The organism is Terriglobales bacterium, from assembly GCA_035561515.1.
Classification (GTDB): domain Bacteria; phylum Acidobacteriota; class Terriglobia; order Terriglobales; family Acidobacteriaceae; genus DATMXP01.
Map to the genome: position 1 here is coordinate 1 of DATMXP010000052.1, position 25191 is coordinate 25191.

Sequence of the window (25191 nt, forward strand, 5' to 3'; positions counted from 1 at the left end):
GAGTTAGACAGCGCATATATGAAAACAAAGGAGTTAGAAGAAGCAAGTCGTTAGTCCTTAGTCATCAGTCGTTGGCAAAAGCTCTGCTCCTGAAGAAAACCAAGTACAGAGGTTCTTCGGCTACGCCTCAGAATGACAACCCCAAAAAACAAGTACAGGGGTTTCGGCTTTGCCTCAGAACTCAGAATGACAAAGTCCGAAAACCATCTACATTTTCAGAATAGCAATTGGGGCGTGGGTATCATGCCACGTTTTGCAGATTTATATTTTCCGTTAAATCAGTGACTTACGTGAAAATGGAGGCGCAGACCCCCTTGACACCGTTTTTCCCGAAACGGGAACGGACTCTCCTGGTGTCACAGATAAAGGTGGTTACCGCTATTGACGTTGACTGCCGCACTACCTAACCTCGCCGGTATCCGGACGCGACCGATACTCTTCGATTCCTAACGGCCCCGGGCCCCCTCAACATATTCCAGATATGAGCAAGGTCTCGTTCGAGATCAAGGAAGGGGGGACAAGCCCAGAAAAGAAATGTGCTCTTCCAGAGTGTGGTTTTGGAGCCTTCTTCTTGGATGCTTTAGCGGGCTGTTGGCAATGCAAACCGGATTAGCGCAGAGCCGTTCGGTTCCAAGTGGGACCGTGAAGTCCCATGCCATTGTCATCGAGCGACAGGGCAGTTTCGCCGTTGGCGGCAAAGTGATCACAAATCCGGGTAGCTTTGACCCGATCAGCCTGGGACCGGAAGGGCAGACTCTACATGGCGATCATGCCTATGTGTTCTACCAAGTCCCAGCGCATGCTCGCCGGCTGCCACTGGTGTTCCTGCACGGCATCTACCAGTTTTCGAAGACGTGGGAGACGACGCCCGATGGCCGCGAAGGATTTCAGAATATCTTCCTGCGGCGTCGCTTTGCCGTGTACCTGATGGACCAGCCGCGACGTGGCAACGCCGGCCGCTCAACCGTATCCGAACTGATTACGCCGACCGCGGATGAGCAGAAATGGTTTAACTTCTTCCGACTCGGCTTATGGCCGAACTATTTTCCGGGTGTTCAGTTTTCGCATGATCCGGAGGCCTTGAATCAATATTTCCGGCAGATTACGCCCAACACAGGTCCGTTTGATATCGGAGTAATATCCGACTCGATTGCGTCGCTCTTCGACAAAATCGGTCCGGGTATCCTGGTGAGCCATTCCCATGGTGGGGGCATTGGCTGGCTGTCGGCTATCAAGAGCAACAAGATCAAAGCGATTGTTTCCTACGAGCCGGGCACCAGTTTTCTGTTTCCCGAAGGCGAGATCCCGGAGCCGATGCACAGTTTCGGCGGAACGATTGAGGCAGCCAGTGCACCGATGCCGGAGTTCCTGAAACTCACAAAGATTCCAATCGTGATTTACTACGGCGACTATATTCCCGAGGAGCCATCGCCGAACCCGGGGCAAGACGCGTGGCGTATCCGCCGGGCGATGGCGCGGTTATGGGCAGCCACTGTGAACAAGCATGGAGGCGACGTTACGATTGTGGATCTGCCGGCAATCGGGGTACGCGGGAACACGCATTTCCCATTCTCAGACACCAACAACGTGGAAATTGCGGACATTCTCTCGGCGTACCTGAAGAAGAAGGGGCTAGACCGGTGAGGAGCGGGGATATTCAAGAACACAAGCCGTAGCTGCGGATGAGTGAACCTTCGCTTGGCGTAGCTAGTACATTACGTGCGACTCCACCTACCCTTCGACAAACAAGGTTTGTCACTTTTCGTTGGTACCTTGAGACCGCTTGTCAAAGGGGTGAAGATTGGGTCGGACGGTGTTTGGGGAAAAGGTGGTTCTCTTATGAAGGGAAGCTCGCTACTGCTTTTGTTCGTCCTAAATATCGCTGGATGTGCAGTGGCACAACAAGTTCCGGATCTGGATTACAAACCTCCCATTCCTAAACCTGCTTATGCGCAAGGCGAGGGGCCTCGCGTAGTCATCGATGGCGGGCACCATAACTTTCATACCGTCGATGGAAGATATAGGCCCCTGGCAGAGTTACTGCGGCGCGATGGATACCGCGTGGCGGGGAGCAACACGCCGTTTACTGCAAGTTCTCTGAAGGCCGCCGACTTGCTGATCATCTCGAACGCATTGAACGCGGTCAACGCCGATGGGAACTGGGGGCTGCCAACGCCGTCTGCTTTTACGCCCGCGGAGATCGCTGAGTTGAAGAAGTATGTGGAGAACGGCGGAGCATTGTTCCTGATCGCAGATCACATGCCGTTTCCGGGTGCCGCAGGCGATCTTGCGCGTGCGTTCGGACTGGAGTTCAGCAATGGGTTTGCGATGCCACGCGATGCACAGAATCCAGGCCCAATTACCTTTACGCCAGAGAAGGGCCTGAAGCCGGGCCCGTGGACGGAGGGGCGTGGGGTTGAGGAGAGAGTCGATTCGGTGGTTACATTCACGGGGTCTGCGTTCTATCCGGGCCCGAACGTAGAACCGGTTCTGGAGCTTCCGCAGGGATACGTCTCGGTCACACCGGAAATGGCATGGCAATTTACGCCGGAGACACCGAGGGTGCCGATCACACGATGGTGCCAGGGGGCCGTGGTGAAAGTGGGAAAGGGACGAGTGGCCGTGTTTGGCGAGGCAGCCATGTTCAGCGCGCAAGTCGCCGGGCCGCAGAAGCGTCCGATGGGCATGAACTCGGATAGCGCAAAGCAGAACTATCAGTTCTTGCTCAATATCGTGCACTGGCTCACGAACGCCAAGTGAAGTAATGGCGCTGTGCGGTTGTAGATATATCGTTGGACCCGCGGTGCTGCGCACCGCCACCGGACAATCCCCAGCCAAGGTAACCCCGGGTTGCGCGCGCAAAAGCACGCGCTCCACCCGGGGCTAATGGATGTCGTCCGCTACGCGGACTGGTCGCGATCACCTCGCCGATTCACAACTCTAAGACTGAGGACAGGGTGTCCGAGGCACACAGGAGATAGGAGTGGCGGACTGGAGTTTCTGCACACCCACAAGCCCGATAGCACTCGCTTGGCTAACACGGAGTTGAGGACTCAACTTGTGAGTTCCTGTATATTCCATGCATCGGGGAACTGGGTGAGGAGAAGAGAAAGATGTTGAAAGCCGCATTGAGGCTATCTGTGTTGTTGTGTGCAGTTCTGGCTGCATTCAGCGTAACCGCCCAACACAAGCACGAGCTAGACAACAAAGTTGACATGACCCGTGCGCCGCTGCTGACGGGCGTGGGTACGTTAAACCATCCGACATCGACGAAGAACGAGATGGCGCAGAAGTACTTCGACCAGGGAATTGCGCTGATCTACGCGTTCAATCACCTGGAAGCGGAGCGCGCATTTGCGCAGGCGCAGCAACTTGATCCGGACATGGCGATGGCGTGGTGGGGACAGGCGCTGGCACTAGCTCCGAATATCAACGACCCGATTACGCCAGACCGCGCGGGAAAGGCTTACGCGGCGATCCAGACGGCAATCCAGAAGTCGAAGGGCAAGCCGGCGGCAGAGCGCGATTACATAAAGACGCTGGCGAAGCGGTATTCGGCAAACAAGGATGCGGATCGCGCGAAACTGGACGTGGGTTATGCGCAGGCGATGGGCAAGCTGGCGAAGAAACATCCGAACGATCCGGACGCGCAGGTGTTGTATGCGTCGGCGCTGATGGAGACCATGCCGTGGGATTACTACCAGGCGAATGGCGATCCGAAGCCGGCGATTGTGACGGTACAGAAGACGCTTGAGTCGGCGATGAAGCGGTGGCCGAATCACACGGGCGCGCATCACTTGTACATTCATGCGGTGGAGGCGTCGTCGACACCGGACCGCGGTGAGCCTAGTGCGGACGTGCTGGGAGGACTGGCTCCGACGGCGGGCCACCTGGTGCATATGCCCAGTCACATCTACCTGAGAGTGGGACGGTGGGAGGATGCGGCCGAGGCGAACCGCAAGGCGTCGAAGGCGGACGAGGATTACATTACGCAATGCAGGGCGCAGGGGATTTATCCGATTGCGTACTATCCGCATAACCTGCACATGGGGTCGTTTGCAGCAGCGATGCAGGGCGGCAGCGAGGAAGCGATCGGGCTGGCGAAGAAGATGAAGGAAAAGATTCCCGCGGACGTCGGCGATGAAATGCCGTACTGGGGGAACGTGTTTACCTCAGTGCCGATCTTGTCGATGGTGAGGTTCGGCAAGTGGGATGAGTTGCTGGCGTATCCGCAGCCTTCGGAGAAACTGCTGGCTTCGAATGCGATCTGGCGGTATGGGCAAGGCGTGGCTCTGATTCGGGCGGGCAAGCTTGACGATGCGGAGAAGCAGTTGAAGGAGATCGGAGAGATCGCAAAGAATCCGGCGTTGAAAGACCAGAAAATGGGCAACAACGACGGGCAGAAACTGCTGACGATCGCCGAGAATATTCTGGCCGGTGAACTGGCAGCGGCGCGGAAGGATTATGCGTCGGCGGTTGCGTCGCTGGAGAAGGCGGTCGCGGCGCAGGATGCCTTGCACTACAACGAGCCGGAAGACTGGTACTTCCCGGTGCGTCACGTGCTGGGTGCGGTGCTGCTGGAGGCGGGTCGTCCGGCAGATGCGGAGAAGGTTTACGTGGAGGACCTAAAGCATCATCGGAAGAATGGATGGGCGCTCTACGGGCTTGCGCAGGCGCTGAAGGCGCAGGGCAAAAGCAATGAGGCGTCGAAGACAGAGGAACAGTTCACAGTGGCATGGAAGTATGCGGATGTGAGACTGACGGCATCGAAGTTCTAGATAGCGGCATTTTCAGCCACCCGAGCCTAGTTTGAGGCTCGGGTTTTTCTTTTGCGGATGCGATTTTCAGCACAGGATTTGTTGACAGTGATGTGATCCGCGTCACATCCGCGTGGTAAGGGCGGCAAAGATAATCCTCGCAGCAGGATTGCGGATTTCATTCCCACGATTGAAGACGAGAGATTATGGAAAGTGCTCTTTTAGTTCATCGACTGCACTTCGCTTTCACTATTACTTATCACTACCTTTTCCCACAACTGACGATGGGGCTGGCGCCACTCATCGTGTACTTCAAGACGAAGGCGCTGAGGACGGGCGAGGATCGGTATAACAAGGCCGCGCGGTTCTGGGCGAAGATCTTCGGGATCAACTTCGTGCTGGGCGTGGTGACGGGAATTCCGATGGAATTCCAGTTCGGCACCAACTGGTCGCATTTCTCGCAATTCGCGGGAGGCGTGATCGGACAGACGCTGGCGATGGAAGGCGTGTTCGCGTTCTTCCTGGAGTCGGCCTTCCTGGGATTATTTCTGTTTGGCGAGAAGCGATTGAGCCCGAAGATGCATTGGTTCTCGGCGTTCATGGTGTTCGCGGGATCGTGGCTGTCGGGGTACTTCATTGTGGCTACGGACGCCTGGATGCAGCATCCGGTGGGCTATGAGAGATTGGCAAACGGATCGTTCCAACTGACGAGCTTCTGGGCGCTGCTGTTGAACCCGTGGGCACTCTGGCAGTATGCGCACAACATGAGCGGAGCGGTGATTACGGGAACGTTCGTGATGACGGCGATCGGCGCGTACTACCTTCTCAGCAAAAAGCATATGGAGCAGGCGAGACTTTACATCCGCACGGGCGTGGTGGCGGGGTTGATCTTCGCAGTGATCCAGCTCTTCCCGACTGGCGATGGGCAGGGACAGATGCTCGCGAAGAAGCAGCCGGCGACGCTAGCGGCGATGGAAGGCCTGTATACGACAACAGAGGGCGCGCCGATCCACATCATGGGGCAGCCGGATGTGGCGAATCAGAAGATCGACAATCCGCTGAGCGTGCCGAAGATGTTGAGCTTCCTGACGTACAAGCGGTGGAACGCTGAAGTTAAAGGTATGGATGCCTTCCCGAAAGAAGACCTGCCGGACAACATCCCACTGCTGTATTACAGCTACCACATCATGGTGGGGCTGGGGACGATCTTCATCGCGGTAATGCTGCTGAGCGCGTTCCTGCTGTCGAAGAAGAAGCTGTACGACGCGAAGTGGATGATGTGGATCCTGATGCTGAGCGCACCGTTCCCGTACATCGCGAATACGGCGGGATGGATGACGGCGGAGATCGGCCGGCAGCCGTGGCTGGTGTATGGGCTGCTGCGGACAAAGGACGGATACTCGACGCTGGTATCGGCCGGTAACGGGTGGTTCACGCTACTGGGCTTCATGGGCATGTACACGATCCTGTCGATCCTGTTCCTGTTCCTGGTGTACAGGCAGATTGCGTCGGGTCCGGAAGCGGCGGAGACACATACGAAGGAGGCGGCAGTAGCCGTATAGGACGACTATGGAAACCTTATGGTTCTTAATTGTTGCGTTAATGCTTGTCGCCTACGTTGTGCTCGATGGATTCGACCTGGGCGCAGGAGCGATCCACCTGATCGCCGGAAAGACTGACGCGGGAAGGACGGCGATTATTCGGGCGATTGGTCCGGTATGGGATGGAAACGAAGTGTGGCTGCTGGCCACGGGCGGGACGTTGTACTTCGCATTTCCGTTGCTGTATGCGTCGAGTTTCCAGGGCTTCTATCTGCCGTTGATGATCGTGCTTTGGTTGTTGATGCTGCGGGCGATCGGGATTGAGTTCCGCGCGCACAGCACCAGTGAAGTGTGGCGCGGGTTCTTCGACGTCGTGTTCTGCGGCGCAAGCGCGCTGCTGGCAGTCTTCTTTGGCGCGGCGCTGGGGAACGTGGTGCGCGGAGTGCCACTCGGGAAAGACGGGCTGTTCTTCCTGCCGCTGTGGACGAACTGGAGAGTGGGGCCGGAGCCGGGGATTCTCGACTGGTACACGGTGCTCTCGGGTGTGCTGGCGCTGGTAGCGCTGACGGTGCATGGGGCGCTGTACATCGGTCTGAAGACCGAAGGCGACGTCAACACGCGCGCGCGGAAGATCGCGTCGGCGTTGTGGCCGGTGCAGTTGGGTCTGACGTTGCTGAGCCTGTTTGCTTCGGTGTGGGCGAATCCGGCCTTGGCGACGAACTTCAAGCGCTGGCCAATCGGCGTTGCGATTCCGGTGCTGGTGTTCGCGTCGCTGTTCGCGATGTGGCGCCTGCACGCGAAGGGGAACGAGAAGTATGCGTTCCTTAGCTCGTGCGCGTACCTGGCGCTGATGCTGGGCGGCGCGGCGTTTGCGGCGTATCCGAATGTGCTGCTGGCGAGCGGAGATCCGGCGAACAACCTGACGATCTACAACACGGCTACCGGTGCGTACGGAATGAAGGTCGGATTCGTGTGGTGGTCGATCGGGATCGTGATTGCCATCGGGTATTTCGTCTTCCTGTTCAAGATGTTCAAGGGGAAGGTGGATATGGCCGAGGGAGGATATGGACATTAAAACAATTTGGTGATTGGGTAATTTTGTAATTTGGTAATGGAAAGGCCGCTGACGAGGGTTGGCGGCCCTTTTTGTTGATAAGTAGGGTTGATCGGAATCGTAGAACTACGCCGTGCACGCTGCAAAATCGCTCGGTTCCTCCGCTATAATCAAAGATTCAGCACTACTGAAGGAGAGTATCTGTGGGACATACGCATGGACACGCACCGCAAGGGCCGCAACCGATTCCGGGAGTTGATGCAGTCGTAGCCGTGGGCAGCGGCAAGGGAGGCGTTGGGAAGACCACGCTGGCGGTGAATCTGGCGCTGAGCCTGGCGAAGCTGGGCTACAAGGTCGGATTGCTGGATGCAGATGTGTATGGTCCGAATGTGCCACTGATGCTGGGGTCGAGTGCGACGCCGAAGATCGTTGGCGAGAACATGATTGAGCCGCCGACGCGCTACGGCGTGAAGGTGATTTCGGTGGGGTTGCTGAACCCCGGCGATAAGCCGCTGGTCTGGCGGGGACCCATGCTGCACCAGATGATCCGGGAATTCATTCAGCGTGTCGAATGGGGGCAGTTGGACTTCCTGATCGTGGACCTGCCGCCGGGAACGGGCGACGTGGCGATTTCGCTGATCCAGACGGTACCGCTGACAGGCGCAGTTGTGGTGACGACGCCGAGCGATGTGTCGCTGCAGGACGGTCGCAAGGCTATCGAGATGTTCAAGCAGGTGAAGGTGGACGTGATCGGGATCGCCGAAAATATGGGCGCGTTTCATTGTCCGCATTGCCATCATGAGATTGATATCTTCTCGAAGGGCGGCGGGCAAAAGACGGCCGAGCAGTTTGGGGTACCGTTCCTGGGGTCGATTGAACTGGATCCGGAGATCCGCAAGGGCGGAGACACGGGGAATCCGGTGACGCTGGCAGGCGAGGAGTCGGAGCATGCGAAGTCGCTCTATGAATTTGCGCGAAAGGTGATTGACCGCGTGAAAGAGATACAGGCGTCGAGTGAGAGCGTGATCTCAATCCAGTAGAGTTACGAACAGGATTTACGAATGACCGCCGGTTATAAGAGTGCCGGCGGTTTCCATTTGGCAGTCAGAGTGATGCGCGGAATAGCTGACGTTTTGGCACTCTGGGGCTGAGAGTGCTATTGACTTCTCTCCCGGTTATTCCTAAAATTTAGGAGGCGAACTGTCGCCTATATATTCTTGTAAGTTCAAGTAATTAGGGTATTTAGAGGTATTTCGCAGGGTGTCGAGCAGCCCACAATTCGGTCCGCGCGAGCGCGAGGTACTTCAGGCGATCATCGAGGCCTACATTATTAGTGGGGAACCGATTGGATCGCGGAGCCTTTCGCGCGCGAATAGCGAGGGGTTGAGTCCGGCCAGCATAAGAAACGTGATGGCGGACCTGACCGAGGCCGGCTACCTGGACCAACCGCATACGTCTGCGGGCAGGGTTCCCACGGCCGAGGCATACCGGTACTACGTGACGCAGATTGCGAACCGGACCCGGAGCATTTCCGACACCACGCAGGGCATGATTGAGACCGGCCTGAAGGGTGCGACCGACGTGCAGGAGTTCATGGAGCGGACGTCGCACGTGTTGTCGCTGATTTCGCAAAAGGTTGGAGTGGCAGTCGCGGGTGCGCCGAAGGAAGTGCTGGAGCACGTCCACTTCACTCGCCTGGCGGAGAACCGCGTGCTCGCCGTGGTGATCACGAAATCGGGCGTGGTTCGCGACAAGATGTTGAGGCTGGAGCACGAACTAAGTTCGGCAGACCTGGAAGTGGCGGCGAAGTACCTGAACGAGAACTTTCGCGGATGGGCCCTGGATGCGCTGCGCGCGGAGATACAGCGCCGCATCGAGCAGGAACGCAGCGAGTACGACCGTCTGATGAAGTCGATCGAGACGCTGTACAAACAGGGTGCCTTGTCGGACGACCGGCACGTGCAGGATGTGTACCTGGAAGGTGCTGCAAACCTGATCGGCAACGCCGACCAGCAGAAGCTCAGAGACATTCTGCGGACGCTGGAAGAAAAGCAACGAGTGGCAGAGTTACTGGGCGCGTATCTGGACGCGAACCAGGAAACAGTTCGAGTGGTTTTCGGGCTGGAAGAGTTCGAACCGCAATTAAAGGATTTTGTGCTGATTGGCGCTCCCGCGAGAGCGGGAGGCGAAGTAGTAGGATCGCTGGCGATTATCGGGCCGACGCGGATCGATTACCAGCACGCCATGACGGCGGTAGGTTACATCTCACAGTTATTCGAGAAGTTCACGCAAGAGCCGTAGGGCAATCATGACAATGACAGATAGGAACGAAGAATCCAGGCTGGACCTGGAACACGAACTGCCTGCGTCGGAGGAGACGGAGGTCGCCGAAGCCGGCGCGCCGGAGAACCAGGCGCAAGGGACCGTGGATACAGAGTACGCGAAGGTGAAAGCGGAACGGGACACGCTGTTCGACCGCCTGGCACGGTTGCAGGCGGAGTTTGATAACGCGCGGAAGCGCCAGCAGAAAGAGCAGCAAGATTTCCGCGACTACGCTTTGACCAACGCCATCCAAACATTGCTGCCGATCCTGGACAGCCTGGACCGCGCGCTGCAAACGCAGCAGGAAGGCCCGGAGTTTCGCAAGGGCGTGGAACTGATCGACCGGCAATTCCACGACGCGTTAAGCAAGCTTGGCGTGGAACCGATCGAGGCGAAGGGTCAACCGTTTGATCCGACGCTGCACCAGGCAGTACAGATGGTAGATGGCGGCACGGTGCCGGCAAATCACGTAGTGGATGAGTTGCAGCGCGGATACAAAATCCGAGAGCGCTTGCTGCGCCCGGCCATGGTTACAGTTTCGAAGTAAGCTGTTGAGCAGGTAAAGCAGGACGAATTGGCGACCAATACAAAACGCGATTATTACGAAGTACTGGGCGTAACCAGAACGGCGACCGACCAGGAGATCAAGAGCGCTTACCGGAAACTGGCGATGAGATATCACCCGGACAAGAACCCGGATGATCCATCGGCAGAAGAAAAGTTCAAGGAGTGCTCGGAGGCCTACAGCGTTCTGGCGGACGCACAGCAGCGTTCCCGGTACGACCAGTTCGGCCATGCAGCGGTTGGCGGCGGGGCGGGACCGGGAGTGGACTTCAACTCGGCGGTGTTTACGGACCTCTCCGACCTGTTCGGAGACATGTTCGGCTTCGGCGACCTATTCGGTGGTGGCGGGCGCCGGCGCACGCGTGCGCAGCGGGGGCAGGACCTGCGGGAAGACATCACGATCGAGTTCGAAGAAGCGGCATTTGGAGTCACCACGAGCATCGACGTGACGAAGCACGAGAGCTGTGACACGTGCTCAGGAACAGGCGTTGCGCCAGGGAAGTCGGCGACAACCTGCAAGACGTGCCAGGGACGCGGTCAGGTGCGATACCAGCAGGGCTTCTTCTCGATTGCGCGCACATGCACGAGTTGTGGTGGCGTGGGGCAGGTGATTTCGGATCCTTGCTCTGCGTGCCGCGGAGAAGGCCGCGTGCTGAAGAAGAGAGAGCTTGAGGTGAAGGTTCCGGCAGGCGTGGAAGATGGTATGAGGATGCGGTATGCCGGACAGGGCGAACCGGGATACTTCGGCGGCCCGGCGGGTGACTTGTACATCGTGTTGCACGTGAAGGAACATGATTTCTTCCAGCGCGACGGACGTGATCTGCACTGCTCAATTCCGATTTCATTTCCGCAGGCAGCACTTGGGGCGGAGATCGAAATCCCGACGCTGGACGGGATGCACAAGCTGAAGGTACCTGAGGGCACGCAGAGCGGAACGGTGTTTCGCATTAAGGGCAAGGGCGTGCCGGTTGTGAATGGTCATGGCAAGGGCGACCTGATGGTTGAAGTAAGGGTTCAAGTTCCGACGAAGCTGAATAAGCGGCAGAAGGAATTGTTGAACGAACTGGCGGGACTGACGACGGTGGACAACAAGCCATCGAAGGACCCAAGCATCATGAGCAAGGTGAAGGAATTCTTTAACTAGGTTTGCGACGTTACGATTTCCGATGGGCGCGGCTTAGGCTGCGCCTTTAGTTTTTATTGACGATTCCGGACTGACAATTACGATTTGAGGGTTATGCGACGGCGATTCCTTGCAGACGAGATAAACGGCGATACAGCAGCGTTGACAGGGCAGAATGCGCGTCATCTTGCACAGGTGTTGCGCGCGAGGGTGGGGCAGGAGTTTGACATTGCCGCAGACGGGCGCGTGCGGTTGGGTAAGGTGGTTACGGTCGGGGAAGACAGAGTCGAGTTTCACCTGGGCGAAGAGGTTGCGGCGACAGAGGTTGCGCCCATCACGCTGCTGCTGGCGATCTTCAAATTCGACCGTTTCGAGTGGGCGGTAGAGAAGGCGACAGAGTTGGGCGTCACAAGAATCGTGCCGGTCGTCGCAAGGAGGACGGAGCGTCACCTGGCGCAGTCGGCGTTGAAAAGGGTGGAACGCTGGCGACGGATCGCACATGAGGCGGCACAGCAATCAAGGCGGACAGCGGCTCCGGAGATTGCTGACCCGATTGAGTTGAAGAAGGCGATTGGCGGCGAGAGCGGGTTGAAGATCGTTTGTGCGGAGTCGGAAGACCAGCGAATGTTGAGGGATGCCGTGGAAGGCGCTCAGGGGCCGGTGACGCTTGCGATTGGTCCTGAGGGTGGGTGGGCCGATGAAGAGTTGAAGTGGTTCGCTGACGCCCGATGGCAGGCCGTGTCGCTGGGAGAGACGATCCTGAGGGCTGAGACAGCGGTGATCGCGGCAGTGGCGGTTTGTAGCGCTGAGATGATGCGCGGAGAACGAGGAGATTCCGAGCCAGCGCATTCTTCTTGAAGTAACTCTAATCACCAAGGTTAGGTTCGTTTCGTCCTTGTGCCCGCACGGGCGCAGAAAGATAATCGGCTTTCTATCCCGGGAGAAAACGTGGCCGAAATCACGCCAGATCCACAGCAGAAAAAAGCAATTGAACATGTCCATGGGCCCATGCTGGTGGTGGCGGGCGCTGGTACGGGGAAGACGACCGTGCTGGTGCAGCGAATCGTCAACCTGATTGCGAAGGATCACGCGCGGGCAGACGAGGTGCTGGCGATTACGTATACGCGCAACGCCGCGCAAGAGCTGCGCCAGCGAGTGGCGGCAGAATTGGGTGGATTATTGGCCGGAGCGTTGCGGGCTTCAACCTTCCACGCATTCTGCGGCGAGCTGTTGAAGCGCGCGGGAATGGACTTCACGCCGATTACGAAGGAAGACCTGTTTGTGCTTTTGCGCAGACGCATAAAGGAGCTTCCTTTAAAGCACTACATCAAGGCTCAGAACCTCGGGCAATTTCTTCCGGCACTATTGGCGTTCTTCGAACGTTGTGATGATGAGCTGATTACTCCTGAGTCATACGCGAAATACGTTACAGAGTTGAAAGAGGGAAGACATCCGCTGCCGAGGGTGCTGAAGAGTTCTGACGCGGAGTTGCTGAAGCCCGAGGAAGTGATCGCGCGGTGCGAAGAGATTTCAGCGGTATTCGCGCGGGTATGGCAGATGCTTGCGGAGAAGAACCTGGGAACGTACGGGAACATGATCAGCCGGGCCGTGACGCTGCTCGAAGGGAATCCGCAAGTGCTCAAGGAAGAGCAGGAACGGGCGAGGTTCATCCTGATCGATGAGTTCCAGGATTCGAACGTGGCGCAGATCAGGCTGGCGAAGCTGCTGGCAGGCGACGCGCAGAATGTGTTTGCGGTGGGCGATCCTGACCAGGCCATCTACCGTTTCCGCGGCGCGACGACAGGCGCGTTCGATCAGTTCCTGAAGCACTTCCATAACGTGAAGCACGTGTCGCTGGAGCAGAACAGGCGATCGTTGTCGCCGATACTGCGGTGCGCATTCAAGGTGATTGACCAGAATCCGCCGATCGTGAGAGAAGGGCTGTCGCAGAGGAAGCCGCTGGTGTCCGCGCGCGAGGCGGCGAATCCGAAGCTGAACTATGGGCCAGTAGAACTCGTATACACGCCGTTGGAATTTTCGTGCGAAACAGAGGCGGCGGAGATCGGCGAAGCGCTGGAGCGGGCTATTGCGAAGTGTCCGGGGCACGAGACGCGCAGAGGGCACGAGAAGTGCTCGTGGAGGCATTTTGCGGTGCTGTACCGGTCGCACCAGCACCGTGAGGAGCTGGCAGCGGAGTTGAGCAAACGGAAGATCCCTATCGATGTTCGCGGCGTGAATGTTCTGGAGACGCCCGAAGTACGCGACGCGATGGCGGCGCTCCGGGCGATCTACGACACAGGCGACAGCGCAGCGTTGTTCCGACTGGCGTCGTTGTCGCAGTTCGGGATCGATGCAGTTGAACTGCGCGCTGCCTTGCGAGCGGCGAAAGATGCTACGGGGCTGGCGCCGGTTCTGGCGGGAGTTAAGGGCGGAGCCGCAGTGATCGACGCGGTTGCGAAGGCAAGGAAGGTTGCTGGTCCGCTGGCGATTTCGGTGTTCGATGCGGGAATGAAGTCGTTCGACATTATGCGGAACGCCGCGACACAGGCACTGCGGAACTTCATCGAGGAGTGGCAGAAGAAAGCGATCACGGCAGAAGGGACGGTCGCGGAGTTCCTGGAGTACCTGGAGTTCTTCGGCGAAGTAGGAGGCAAGGTTACATTGCCGGAAGGTCCCGAAGATGAGAAACGCAATGCCGTGCAGTTTATGACGGCGCATGGCGCGAAGGGATTGGAGTTCCCGCATGTGTTTGTGGTCCGTTCGACGACGTCGTCGTTCCCGGGAACGTATCGGGAGGAACTGTTCGAGTTTCCGCAGGCGCTCCGAGAGGGCGGTGGGGCGGGCGCAGAGGATCCGAAAGAGCTGCACTACCAGGAAGAGCGCAGGCTGTTTTACGTGGCGATGACGCGGGCGCGTGACACGCTGTCGATCTATGGCAAGCGCAGCCGCATCAGAAAGCCGGCATTGCCGCCGAGGTTCGATGATGCGACCCCTCCGGGATTGCTGCGCGATTTCGCAACTGACAAAGCGCTGTGTGATTGCTGCGTTCCGAGGATGGCGGAGTTCCGTCCGGAGATCGCGGCGACGGCTTCGGAGGTGCAGGCATTCTCGACGACGGCGGAGTGGATGCTGTTGCCACCGTCGCGGCCGATGGAGAAGATTCCACTAAGCGCGACGCGAATCGAGACATATGAGAAGTGCCCGCTGCAATTCAAAATCAGTGCAGACTGGAATATACCTTCGGAGCCGATGCCGGCCTTGCAATTCGGGAACGCCGTCCACACGGCGTTGAAAGGGTTCAACGATGCGCTGAAGGCGGGACGCCCGTTGACGAAGCAGCAGTTCCTGCGGATCTTCGAAGAGCAGATGGAGATATCTCACTTCGACGATGCTCACCAGAAGCAGCTCTATGTCGAGCAGGGGCTGGATCAGCTTGGTAAGTTCTACGACCTTCGTAATTCCGAAAAGCCGACAGAAATTCTTGCGGTGGAGACTACGTTCGAGCTGAATGCGGGGGGTGTGAAGGTGGTGGGGCGCATCGATCGGGCGGACCGACTGGAGGATGGGAGCATCGCGATCGTCGATTACAAGACGGGATCGCCGAAGGATGAAGAGGACGCAAAGAAGAGTTTGCAGCTTTCCATCTACGCACTCGCGGCGGAAGAACTTTGGAAGAGCCTGCCAGCAAGGATTGCTTTCTACAACCTGGAAAGCAACGACACGGCGGAAACCGAGAGAAGCGAGCAAGAACTCAGCGCCACGCGAGCGAAGATCACGGACGTCGCAGATGCGATCAAAGCCGCTAAATTTGCGGCCAAACCGGGCTTCCACTGCAAGTGGTGCGGATATCGTGAATTGTGTCCGGTGAAAGAAGAACCGCTGTGGGTGATTGAGGAAGCGTTGCCGGCGAAGAGTTCGAAGTAGAGATAGTCAGAAGAACGAGTACAAAAAACTTTGGGGGACGCTCATCGCGTCCCCCGTTTGGTAATTCGTTAACTTACTTTTTCTTGCTGGTCTTCTTCGCGGCTTTCTTCGCTGCCTTCTTCTTGGTTGCCATTGTGTCTATTCTCCCTTTCTTGAAGTCGCGACTAACTACATCGCAATTGTTTGAATGTATAGAGTTATTCAAAAACGAAGTCAAGAGAAAAGTTGTATGTCACCAAGAGGTTCATACCTCCTCGAGAGGAGTGAGAAGACAAAATTCCGAGTGTGAGAGGAGTGAAGAAGAGAAAAATGCGCGGGCGAAGATACCCGCGCACTTCATTTTGCGATCACGCGAAGCGCTAATCCAGCGATGATGTCGTAGCCCGCGTGCGTGAGCATTCCGGGACGCAATGATTTTCTCCAGTGTGCGACGAGGCCGAACATCGTGCCGAAGATGGCGATGAGGAACATGCGAATTGCCCCTTCGTAACCGTGCGAGAAGCCGAAGAGCACGCCCTGCATGACGAGTCCGACCCAAGCGAGGTTTGTCCAGGCAGTGATCTGACGCTGGAAATAACCGCGGTAAATCACCTCTTCGCAGAAGCCCGCAGTCGCGCTTACGCCGAACCAAAGAAGAACTTCGAGAGTGCTGCGCGGAGCAAGGAAAGCAAGCTTCTGCGCATCGGCATGGTTCTTGGTAAGGCCGAATGCATAGCCGAGACCACCCAGCACGATCATCGACACGAAAAGAAAACCAGCGGCAATGGCGAGGTCGAGAAGGAAGTCTTCGGGCTTCGACCACTTGCCTCCGATGAGGTCGCGGAGGGTGATCTTCTTGTGCCGGTGGATGCCCCAGAAGACGAAGGCGACAACGATCCACTCCGAGGCCATGGTGACGATATACATGATCACGCGCTGTGAATGCGTGAGGGCATGATGCTCGCGATTGGCTCCGGCGAAGGAAAGCCCAAGCATTACGACAAGGAGGAGAAGCGTATGCCAGGCAGGTGCTATAAGGCGGCTACTGGATTGGACAGGCTCTATTGGACCATTGATTGAGGCGGAGGTGGCCATCAGGTCTCCCTGACACCATCTTATAATGAAGGGTTGTCATAGCAGTGTTCCAGATTTCTGTGGGGTGAGCGATGAAGTACCAGCCAAATGATGTGGTGATTATTTCCGCCTGTCGGACCGCGATCGGGAAGTTCCAGGGTTCACTCTCCGATTTGAAGGCGACCGAGTTGGGCGCGATCGTGGTGCGTGAAGCGGTAAAGCGTGCGGGCATCACCGACCTGAACAACGTGAATGAATGCATCATGGGGAACGTGGTGTCGGCGGGATTGGGTCAGAACCCGGCGCGACAGGCGGCAATCTATGGAGGGCTTCCCCCGCAGGTTGGCGCGATGACGATCAACAAGGTGTGCGGCTCGGGGCTGAAGGCAGTCGGGCTGGCCGCGCAGGCGGTGCAGACTGGCAATGCCGAGGTGGTGGTAGCGGGTGGCATGGAGTCGATGACGAACGCACCATATCTGTTGCCGCAAGCGCGCAAGGGGTATCGCCTGGGCAATGCCCAGATCGTCGACTCGATGGTCAACGATGGGCTGTGGGACGTTTACAACAACTACCACATGGGCAACACGGGCGAGAATGTCGCGCAGAAGTACAAGATCACCCGTGAAGCACAGGACGAGTACGCCGTGAACTCACACCGCAAGGCAATCGCAGCGATTAAGGAATGCCGATTCAAGAGCCAGATTGTTCCGGTGGAGATCAAAGGCAAGAAGGAGACGATCATCTTCGACAAAGATGAGTCTCCGCGCGAGGACACGAGCGTTGAAGTGCTGCGGGCGTTGAAGCCGGCGTTTAAGAAAGATGGAACCGTGACGGCAGGCAACGCTCCGGGCGTGAACGACGGCGCCGCCGCACTGGTCGTGACCAGCTATCGAAAGGCGCAGGAACTCGGCGCAGAGCCGATGGCAAAGATCGTGGCGCAGGCGACGAGTGGCGTGGCTCCGGAATGGGTGATGATGGCGCCCGTGGATGCCGTCCGCCAGATATGGAAGAAGACAGGCTGGAAGAACGAGGAAGTGGATCTCTACGAGTTGAACGAGGCGTTCTCGGTGCAGGCCCTGGGCGTAACGCAGGAGCTCGGTCTCGACACCAGTAAAGTGAACGTAAACGGGGGAGCGGTGGCGCTGGGGCATCCCATCGGAGCAAGCGGAGCGCGTGTGCTGGTGACTCTGCTGTACGAGATGATTCGTCGCGATGTGCACAAAGGCATTGCCGCATTATGCCTGGGAGGCGGGAACGCAGTGGCGATGGCGATAGAGCGGTAAGTTAGAGAATCGTTCGTAGAAGCCGCCTGTCGAGTGACTGGCGGCTTTTTCGTTTGCATCCAAGTAGGAATGGAACTCTTACATCACCAGGCGACATTGCGGGAAGCAGACGGGCAGTTCGTATGCAGCCGGTGCGGGCTGGTGAATCCGTCGGATGATCAGCCCTGCATACCCGTGAATCTGGAACCTTCAGCGCAGAAGACGAATGTGGATCCGGAAGGAAACGCCGCCTAGTTCATGGTGGCGACGGAGGCCAGTTCAGCGGGTGTGGGAGCCCGCATCGGCAGCGAGACGGTGAAGACTGCGCCGCCGCCCGGAGCTGCCTGGAAGTCGATATCGCCGCCGTAACTCTTGACGATACCGAGAGCGACGCTGAGGCCCATGCCAGTGCCTCCGCCGGGACGCTTGGTGGAATAGAACGGGTCAAAGATGTTGCGGAGAGTGCCTTCGGGAACTCCAGGGCCATCATCCTGGAAACTCACCCAAATTTTGCCTTCGCTGCGGCCAAGCCGGACGCGGACGCTGCCTCGCTCACGCACGGAGCGAATGGCCTGCTCGGCGTTGATGACCAGATTCAGGAAGACCTGCATGAGCTGGTTGGCGTCGCCTTCAAAGAGGGGGATCGAGGGTTCGGGAAGGAAGTCGACGGTGATGCCGTTCACGCGGAGCGAGTACTGGTGAAGCAGGAGCGTGCGCTGGATGAGATCGTTGAGGTTCAGCCGCGAGGTGCCGCGAGCGGGTGGCCGCGAGAAGAACAGCAGGTTCTGCACGATTTCGACGGCGCGACGTACCTGTTCCTTCAAAAGGCGAACGTGCTTTTTGGAACCTTCGTGCTCGATACCATCGAGCAGATCCACGGCGCCCATGATGGCGGTGAGCGGATTGTTCAGCTCGTGCGCGAACCCGTCAATCATTTGTCCCATAGCGGCGAGGCGTTCGGCCTGAACCAATTGCTGCTCCATCTGCTTGCTCATGGTGACGTCCCGCATGGAAGCGACCACGCCGACAGTAGATCCATCAGCGCCACGCAGAGCGCTCGCGGTGCAACGAATGGTGCGCCACTCGCCATTGCGGTGCTGGGCGGAGAACTCCACGGCACCGATTCTCTCCGCACCGGAGAGAATGTCGCGATACAGCCTGAAGGGTTCGGCCATCTCGGTGCGGAATGAAACTGGCTTGCCGACGAGTTCTTCCGGTTCGAGGCCAAGGATTTCGCGCATACGCGTGCTGACGAAGGAGAAACTCAGGTCCTTGTCGAGTACGACGATTACGTCAGGGAATGATTCGATAAGGCGGTGATTGAACTGCTGCTGCTCGAGCAACTGCGCTTCCATCTGGCGGCGGAGGGTGATATTCACCAGCGTTCCCTGATACCGCATGACATGGCCTTCGGCGTCGTAGATGGCGCGCGACGAGTCGAGACAAGTGATTTCGGATCCATCACGGCGGCGTAGCTTTATCTCGCGGTCCTGCATATTGGCAGAACCGTTCAATTCAGAGAGAGCCTTGGAGCGCTCGGATGGGTCAACGTACAGGTCTTGTATATGGATCGCCTGCAGTTCGGACTTGGTTTCGAACCCGAGCATGTGTACGAGTGCCTGGTTGGCGTCGAGGAGGCGTCCGTCAGGGGTGGTGAAGTAAACCCCCTCGTGAAGAGTTTCGAAGAGATCGGTGAAGCGGGCTTCGCGTTCGCGCTGATGGGTAACATCGCGACCCCAGATGCTGTATCCGGTGACTTCGCCGTCTTTATGGATGGTACGAATAGAGCAATCGAAATATCTCTGCTGCGGGTCGTGCCGGAAACGCACCTCGACGGTGCCAGTCCATTGATTGCGGCTCAGAATGCGGGGCAGCATGCGCTCGACATCAGCGGCGTTGGGCGACTGAACAAAATCGCCGATCGGATGGTAAACGAAATCGGCAAAGCCCAGGCCGAGAATGTCAGCGAAGGTGCGGTTCGCGGCCTGAATGGTGCCGTCGCAGGAGATGGCGAGCACGACGTCGTCGAAGCTATCGACCAGTTCGCGAAAGCCGCGCTGTGACCGGCGGATGATATCGACCAGCTTCTCGATGTCGTCGTTTTCAGTCTTAGCGGGCGGCTTATGGTTGGCCTGGATTTCCTGGCGCAGGCCTGCGATCTCGCGGCGCTTGCGCCCAGCGGAATAGGCAAGAATGACGGCGAACAGGGCAGCACCGATGGGGATGATGCCGAAACGAGCGGAGATCTGGCTGATATTGTCCCAAACGGCAGCGGCCAGACCTATCCCGAGCAGCCCAATGAAGAACAGGGCAAATCGCCACAACTTTGTTTCTTCGCGATCGAGCCGGGACAGGTGACTTTCGGCGTCACCTTTGAGCCGCTGGGGATCCATACGACCTCAGGCTGGAGTGGGGATAACCTGCCTACGCGGATGGTAGGTCGGTTCGTACGGTGAAGCAACAGGTAGTATGCCTGAGAGTACCCGATTAGCAAGTGTCCAGATGGCCAGTTTGGGAACGGGGCAGGTCGATGTCCATTCGGCCAATGGGTTCGTCACAGATTGATGTGGTTTTGCGCACATAACCACGTGAAACGCTCTTGTTAAACTGCCGTGCCGTCAAAATCGGCTACCAGAGATGCTTTACAAGACACTGAGCGCGGCAGTATATGGCATCGACGCCAACCTGATCGAGGTGGAAGTCGATATTTCTCCGATCAAAACGGGCCAGGAACAGTTCTGCACGGTGGGGCTCCCGGACGCTGCCGTTAGGGAAAGCCGGCAGCGGGTGCAGTCGGCCCTGAAGAACTGCGGATACGATATTCCCCCTACACGCATCACCATCAATCTGGCGCCGGCGGACCTGAAGAAAGAAGGTTCGGCATTCGACCTGCCGATGGCAATGGGGATCATAGGTGCATATGGCGGTCTGACCAAGTCTGATGTGACGGACTTCCTGCTGGTCGGAGAGCTTTCGCTCGACGGCAGCGTACGCCCGGTGCGCGGTGCGTTGCCGATCGCGGTGGCGGCACGGCAGAACAAGGTCAAGAACATCATTGTGCCGGAAGCAAATGCGAACGAGGCGGCGGTGGTCAGCGGCCTGAATGTATTTCCGGTGAAATCGATGTTGCAGGTGATCAACCTGTTCAACAAAGGGAACGGGGTCTCGCCGGTACGGCTGGAGCCGCAGGAAATCCTAAAGCGGGTGCAGCACTTCCTAGTGGACTTCAAGGACGTCCGCGGGCAGATGACGGCCAAGCGTGCGCTGGAAGTGGCGTGCGCGGGCGGACACAACATCCTGATGATCGGGCCGCCGGGATCGGGCAAGACGATGCTGGCGAAACGAATCCCCACTATCCTGCCGCCGTTAACGTTCGAAGAGGCGCTGGAGACGACGAAGATCCACAGTGTGGCGGGCGTGCTGGACTCCGGGGCTGGGTTGGTGGGTACGCGTCCGTATCGCGCACCGCACCATACGATCTCTGATGCCGGCTTGATTGGCGGAGGGGCGATTCCCAGGCCGGGCGAGGTGTCTCTGGCGCACCATGGAGTGCTCTTTTTGGATGAATTGCCGGAGTTTCCACGGAACGTGCTGGAAGTGATGAGACAGCCGCTGGAAGAGGGGAGCGTGAATATTGCGAGGGCGGCGATGTCGCTGACGTTCCCGGCGCGGTTCATGCTGGCGGCAGCGATGAACCCATGCCCGTGCGGGTATCACAACGACAAATCACGCGAATGCCAGTGCACGCCGCCGATGATCCAGCGGTATGTATCGAAGATTTCGGGGCCGTTGCTCGACCGAATCGATATCCACATTGATGTGCCGGCGGTGAACTACAAGGAACTGCGCGGCGGGGCGAGCCCGGAGGGATCGGCGGAGATACGAGATCGTGTCATCAGGGCGCGAGAGATTCAGTTGAACCGCTTCGCGGCGGCGGGGGAGCGGATTTTCAGCAATTCGCAGATGACGTCGCGCCAGATACGAACGTATTGCGATCTCTCGACCGACTGCGAACGGCTACTGGAGAGGGCTGTAATGCAGCAGGGACTGAGCGCGCGTGCGCATGATCGCATCCTGAAGGTGGCGCGGACAGTGGCCGATCTGGAGGGCGCGGCACATATCGAGACGAAGCATATAGCTGAGGCGATACAGTACAGAACGCTGGATCGGACGTATTGGGCGTGAGCGTCCCGTCGTTAAAAAGGTTAGTATTCCCGCGATGACCAGTTCTCGAACAAGTACGTCAAGGGTCGCGTTTTGTGTTGGCATGCTCGCCTTAGTAGGTCTGGGTTATCTATGGACCCCTCAAATCGTGACCTGCTACTTCGCTCGGCAATGGGCGAGGGAGAGTCCCGGATTAAATGCCGTACCTAGGCCGCTCACCGACTTGAGGATTGATTCAGGTAAGGGGACTACGGTTGAGCTGTATGGTTACACAATCGAAGCGCCGTGGGCCGACATCGAATTCACAAAAGATGTGAGGATTGCGTCGAGTGTTGGATTCAAGTCGGGTGCCAACATCCTCCTCTTTGATCCAAACGGTGATCCATCAATCCTAAGCATCATTCAAGGTATGGACGAAAAGCAGAACGCAAAGATTCGAGACGTTCTGGGTTCGGACACCGTGCGATCTGAGTACGATTTCTCCAAGGCTGTTTACTTCATAACCGCGAACGATATCTCACTCTGGATGTCGAGGCAGCGAGCCGCACGGGCGATTATTCTCATGAACATTAAGAGTTCGCAGGTCTCAAGTAGAAATCCAGATACGTTTCTGCTCGAAACCGCATTGTTTCGAGGATTTCAGGAAGGGAGTCCAGATGTTGAGGGTGTCAGAGGCAGACAAGTTAGGATTCGTCTTTTTGATTCGGACGGCAAAGAGCTTCAATTAGTGATTTCAGCAAAGAAGGGCGCATCTCTCACACAGGCGCAGATTAACCGTGTGATCCAGTCTATAAGGCCGGCAGTGTCATCTCGTTGAAATGCATTTGTAAACGGCAAGGCCCTCGCAACTGTAAAGAAAATCATCAGTGGAACGAGGAGGCATCGTTTCATGGGCGCGAGTGTAGCGAATTGGGCCGCGGTGGGGAAGATACAAGTACTTATTGCTGGTGATAACCGTCACGGTTAGCAGGTCTATCTCTCACCATCACCCCGGACTGGCCAATCACTCACCCCCGCGGGTGACATTTCTCACTGCTCGTAATGCGATAGGGCGTCAGCATGGGGCTTCTCCAGGGAGGCTCTATGAAGAAGGTAGTGATCCTGGGTGCAGCAGGCCGGGACTTTCATGATTTCAATGTTTTATTCCGCAATAACCCTGACTATCGCGTAGTCGCTTTTACCGCTACGCAAATCCCTGATATTGCAGGGCGACGCTATCCAGCCGCGCTCGCCGGGCCGTGGTATCCCGAGGGAATTCCGATCATCGAGGAAGACCTGGTAGAGGCCGTGATCAGGAAAGAGAAGGTGGATTTCTGCGTCTTCTCGTATAGCGATATTTCCCATGTGAACCTGTTGCATTTGGCATCGCGGACGCTGGCGGCTGGGGCGAACTTCTGGCTGCCCGGACGCGAAACGGAAGTAAAGAGCACGCTTCCGGTGATTTCGATCTGTGCGGTTCGTACGGGTTGCGGGAAGAGTCCGGTATCCCGGCGAGTGGCCGAAGACCTGCGTGCCATGGGATGGAAGCCCGTGGTGGTGCGTCATCCGATGCCGTATGGCGATCTGGCCAAGCAGGCAGTGCAACGGTTCGCGACGATCAAAGACCTGCACAAGCATAGCTGCACGATTGAAGAGTGCGAGGAGTACGAGCCGCACATTGCCAAGGGTTCGGTGGTGTTCGCCGGGGTGGATTATGAGGCCATCCTGCGTGAAGCAGAGAAGGAAGGCGACATCATTCTGTGGGACGGCGGCAACAACGACACGCCGTTTTACAGTCCCGATTTGGAGATTGTGGTGGCCGACCCGCATCGTCCCGGACACGAAGTGACCTACTTCCCGGGCGAGGTGAATTTCCGTCGTGCGCAGGTGATCGTGATCAACAAGGTGGATACCGCGTCCTCCGATCACGTGGATATCGTGCGCAGGAACATCAGCGCCTGCAACCCGACGGCGACCGTGATTGAAGCGGCGTGCAGGGTGAGCGTAACGGATCCGAACCTGATCCGCGGCAAGAAGGTGCTGGTGGTGGAGGATGGTCCCACACTTACGCACGGAGAGATGCCGTATGGCGCAGGTGTGGTAGCGGCGCGGCAGTGTGGAGCGGACGATCGTGTCGATCCGCGTGCGACCGCTGTCGGTTCGATTCGGACGACGTTCCAGAAGTATCCGCATATCGACCGCATTCTTCCGGCGATGGGCTACAACGAGGCACAACGGAGGGAGTTGGAGGAGACGATCAACCGCACGCCGTGCGATGTGGTCGTGGTGGCCACGCCGATCGATCTGGGCCGGGTGCTGAAGCTGAACAAGCCTTCGGTGCGGGTCGGATATGAGATCGAGGAGATCACCAAGCCGTCGTTGCTGGATGTGCTGGTGGAGTTCTCGCACAAGATGCAGGAGAAGCGTCCGGTAACCGTCTAGGAGGACGACATGCAGGACTTTCTGTCGATTCGTGATTTCACGCCCGAGCAGATCAAGCACCTGCTCGACCTGGCGATGCGCATCAAGTTGCGTCCGGGTGAGTTCACCGAAACGTTGAAGGGAAAGACGCTGGCGCTGATTTTCGAAAAGCCATCGCTGCGGACGCGAGTGACGTTTGACGTGGGAATCCATCAGTTGGGTGGATTCTCACTGTATCTCTCGCCGGCGGAGATCAACCTGGGGAAGCGCGAGTCGGTGTACGACGTAGCGAAGAACCTGGAGCGTATGGTGCAGGGGATCATGATCCGTACGTTTGCGCACGAGATCGTGGAGAAGATGGCGGAGTACGCGTGTATCCCGATCGTTAACGGCCTTACGGACTACAGCCATCCGTGCCAGGCGATGGCCGATTACCTGACCATGTTCGAGGTGAAGGGGAAGTTGGCCGGGTTGAAGGTGGCCTTTATCGGTGATGGCAACAACGTCGCGCACTCGCTGATGTTCGCCGGAGCGCAACTGGGGGTACACGTCTGGGTGGCTACCCCAGAGGGCTACGAGCCAAGTTCCGACGCGGTGAAATGGGCTCGGGAACGTAGCGCACAAACAGATGGGTCGTGCACGATCACGAACGATGCCGTGAAGGCTGTCGCAAATGCGGATGTGATCTACACCGACGTGTGGGCGAGCATGGGTCAGGAAGCCGAGGCGGAAAAGCGCCGCAAGATCTTCATGCCGTACCAGGTGAATGCGGAGTTATTCGCTCATGCCAAAGACAACGCCATCTTCATGCATTGCCTGCCGGCACACCGGGGCGATGAGGTCACAGATGAGGTGATTGATTCGCGGCATTCAGTGGTGTTCCAGGAGGCTGAGAACCGGCTGCACGCACAGAAAGCGATTCTGCTCGAGTGCATGAAGAGTGTGCCGGTGGGTCATGCGGTGGAGCATGAGGCCATGCACGTGTGATGCAAGGGGATAGGGGATAGCAGTTAGGGGATAGGAAGAG

General features: G+C 57.7%; 19 protein-coding genes. 17 read left to right on the plus strand and 2 right to left on the minus strand.

Annotated features, from left to right (window positions below; all coding sequences use genetic code 11):
* Positions 1-597 precede the first annotated feature (597 nt).
* From VN577_22080 to VN577_22130, 11 genes are all read left to right on the plus strand, one after another.
* Entirely contained in the window at positions 598-1644 is a 1047-nt protein-coding gene (locus VN577_22080; GenBank protein ID HWR17533.1) for an alpha/beta fold hydrolase, read from the plus strand.
* 249 nt (positions 1645-1893) lie between these two features.
* Complete coding sequence (locus VN577_22085) at positions 1894-2760, plus strand: DUF4350 domain-containing protein (GenBank protein HWR17534.1); 867 nt, start codon at positions 1894-1896, stop codon at positions 2758-2760.
* A gap of 353 nt (positions 2761-3113) precedes the next feature.
* Positions 3114-4778: a tetratricopeptide repeat protein gene (locus VN577_22090; protein ID HWR17535.1), complete on the plus strand. Its 1665-nt coding sequence runs from the start codon at positions 3114-3116 to the stop codon at positions 4776-4778.
* Between the two features lie 185 nt (positions 4779-4963).
* Positions 4964-6319, plus strand: a complete 1356-nt coding sequence (locus VN577_22095; protein HWR17536.1) for a cytochrome ubiquinol oxidase subunit I — start codon at positions 4964-4966, stop codon at positions 6317-6319.
* A 7-nt stretch (positions 6320-6326) separates the two neighbouring features.
* Positions 6327-7373: a cytochrome d ubiquinol oxidase subunit II gene (cydB, locus tag VN577_22100; GenBank protein ID HWR17537.1), complete on the plus strand. Its 1047-nt coding sequence runs from the start codon at positions 6327-6329 to the stop codon at positions 7371-7373.
* A 182-nt stretch (positions 7374-7555) separates the two neighbouring features.
* Positions 7556-8392 (plus strand): Mrp/NBP35 family ATP-binding protein, encoded by an 837-nt coding sequence (locus tag VN577_22105; GenBank protein HWR17538.1) that lies wholly within the window; start codon positions 7556-7558, stop codon positions 8390-8392.
* A 220-nt stretch (positions 8393-8612) separates the two neighbouring features.
* On the plus strand, positions 8613-9653 hold the full coding sequence (gene hrcA / locus VN577_22110) for a heat-inducible transcriptional repressor HrcA (GenBank protein HWR17539.1): 1041 nt from the start codon (positions 8613-8615) through the stop codon (positions 9651-9653).
* Positions 9654-9660: 7 nt separating this feature from the next.
* Positions 9661-10221 carry a nucleotide exchange factor GrpE gene (grpE, locus tag VN577_22115; protein HWR17540.1) on the plus strand — a complete coding sequence of 187 codons (561 nt, stop codon included), beginning with the start codon at positions 9661-9663 and terminating at the stop codon, positions 10219-10221.
* Between the two features lie 27 nt (positions 10222-10248).
* On the plus strand, positions 10249-11382 hold the full coding sequence (gene dnaJ, locus VN577_22120; GenBank protein ID HWR17541.1) for a molecular chaperone DnaJ: 1134 nt from the start codon (positions 10249-10251) through the stop codon (positions 11380-11382).
* 93 nt (positions 11383-11475) lie between these two features.
* Positions 11476-12219, plus strand: coding sequence for an RsmE family RNA methyltransferase (locus VN577_22125; protein ID HWR17542.1), 744 nt, complete (start codon positions 11476-11478; stop codon positions 12217-12219).
* A gap of 90 nt (positions 12220-12309) precedes the next feature.
* Positions 12310-15285, plus strand: coding sequence for an ATP-dependent DNA helicase (locus VN577_22130; GenBank protein ID HWR17543.1), 2976 nt, complete (start codon positions 12310-12312; stop codon positions 15283-15285).
* Positions 15286-15621: 336 nt separating this feature from the next.
* Here the strand turns inward: VN577_22130 and VN577_22135 are convergent, their stop codons facing one another.
* Positions 15622-16359 (minus strand): CPBP family intramembrane glutamic endopeptidase, encoded by a 738-nt coding sequence (locus tag VN577_22135; GenBank protein HWR17544.1) that lies wholly within the window; start codon positions 16357-16359, stop codon positions 15622-15624.
* A gap of 71 nt (positions 16360-16430) precedes the next feature.
* Here VN577_22135 and VN577_22140 point away from each other — a divergent pair, with 71 nt between their 5' ends.
* Entirely contained in the window at positions 16431-17621 is a 1191-nt protein-coding gene (locus tag VN577_22140) for an acetyl-CoA C-acetyltransferase (protein HWR17545.1), read from the plus strand.
* A gap of 69 nt (positions 17622-17690) precedes the next feature.
* Positions 17691-17855: a hypothetical protein gene (locus VN577_22145; GenBank protein HWR17546.1), complete on the plus strand. Its 165-nt coding sequence runs from the start codon at positions 17691-17693 to the stop codon at positions 17853-17855.
* Here VN577_22145 and VN577_22150 read toward each other — a convergent pair.
* Positions 17852-19993 (minus strand): PAS domain S-box protein, encoded by a 2142-nt coding sequence (locus VN577_22150; GenBank protein ID HWR17547.1) that lies wholly within the window; start codon positions 19991-19993, stop codon positions 17852-17854. The two genes, VN577_22145 and VN577_22150, sit on opposite strands and share 4 nt — an antisense overlap.
* Positions 19994-20237: 244 nt before the next feature.
* On the opposite strand from VN577_22150, the gene VN577_22155 reads away from it, so the two are divergent.
* The 4 genes from VN577_22155 (at position 20238) to argF (ending at position 25151) form a co-directional block, all read left to right on the plus strand.
* The gene (locus tag VN577_22155) at positions 20238-21785 is read left to right on the plus strand and encodes a YifB family Mg chelatase-like AAA ATPase (GenBank protein HWR17548.1); all 1548 of its coding nucleotides are present in this window, start codon (positions 20238-20240) and stop codon (positions 21783-21785) included.
* Positions 21786-21867: 82 nt separating this feature from the next.
* Positions 21868-22581 carry a hypothetical protein gene (locus VN577_22160; protein ID HWR17549.1) on the plus strand — a complete coding sequence of 238 codons (714 nt, stop codon included), beginning with the start codon at positions 21868-21870 and terminating at the stop codon, positions 22579-22581.
* Positions 22582-22847: 266 nt separating this feature from the next.
* The gene (locus VN577_22165; protein ID HWR17550.1) at positions 22848-24185 is read left to right on the plus strand and encodes a cyclic 2,3-diphosphoglycerate synthase; all 1338 of its coding nucleotides are present in this window, start codon (positions 22848-22850) and stop codon (positions 24183-24185) included.
* 9 nt (positions 24186-24194) lie between these two features.
* Entirely contained in the window at positions 24195-25151 is a 957-nt protein-coding gene (gene argF, locus VN577_22170) for an ornithine carbamoyltransferase (GenBank protein HWR17551.1), read from the plus strand.
* Positions 25152-25191 lie beyond the last annotated feature (40 nt).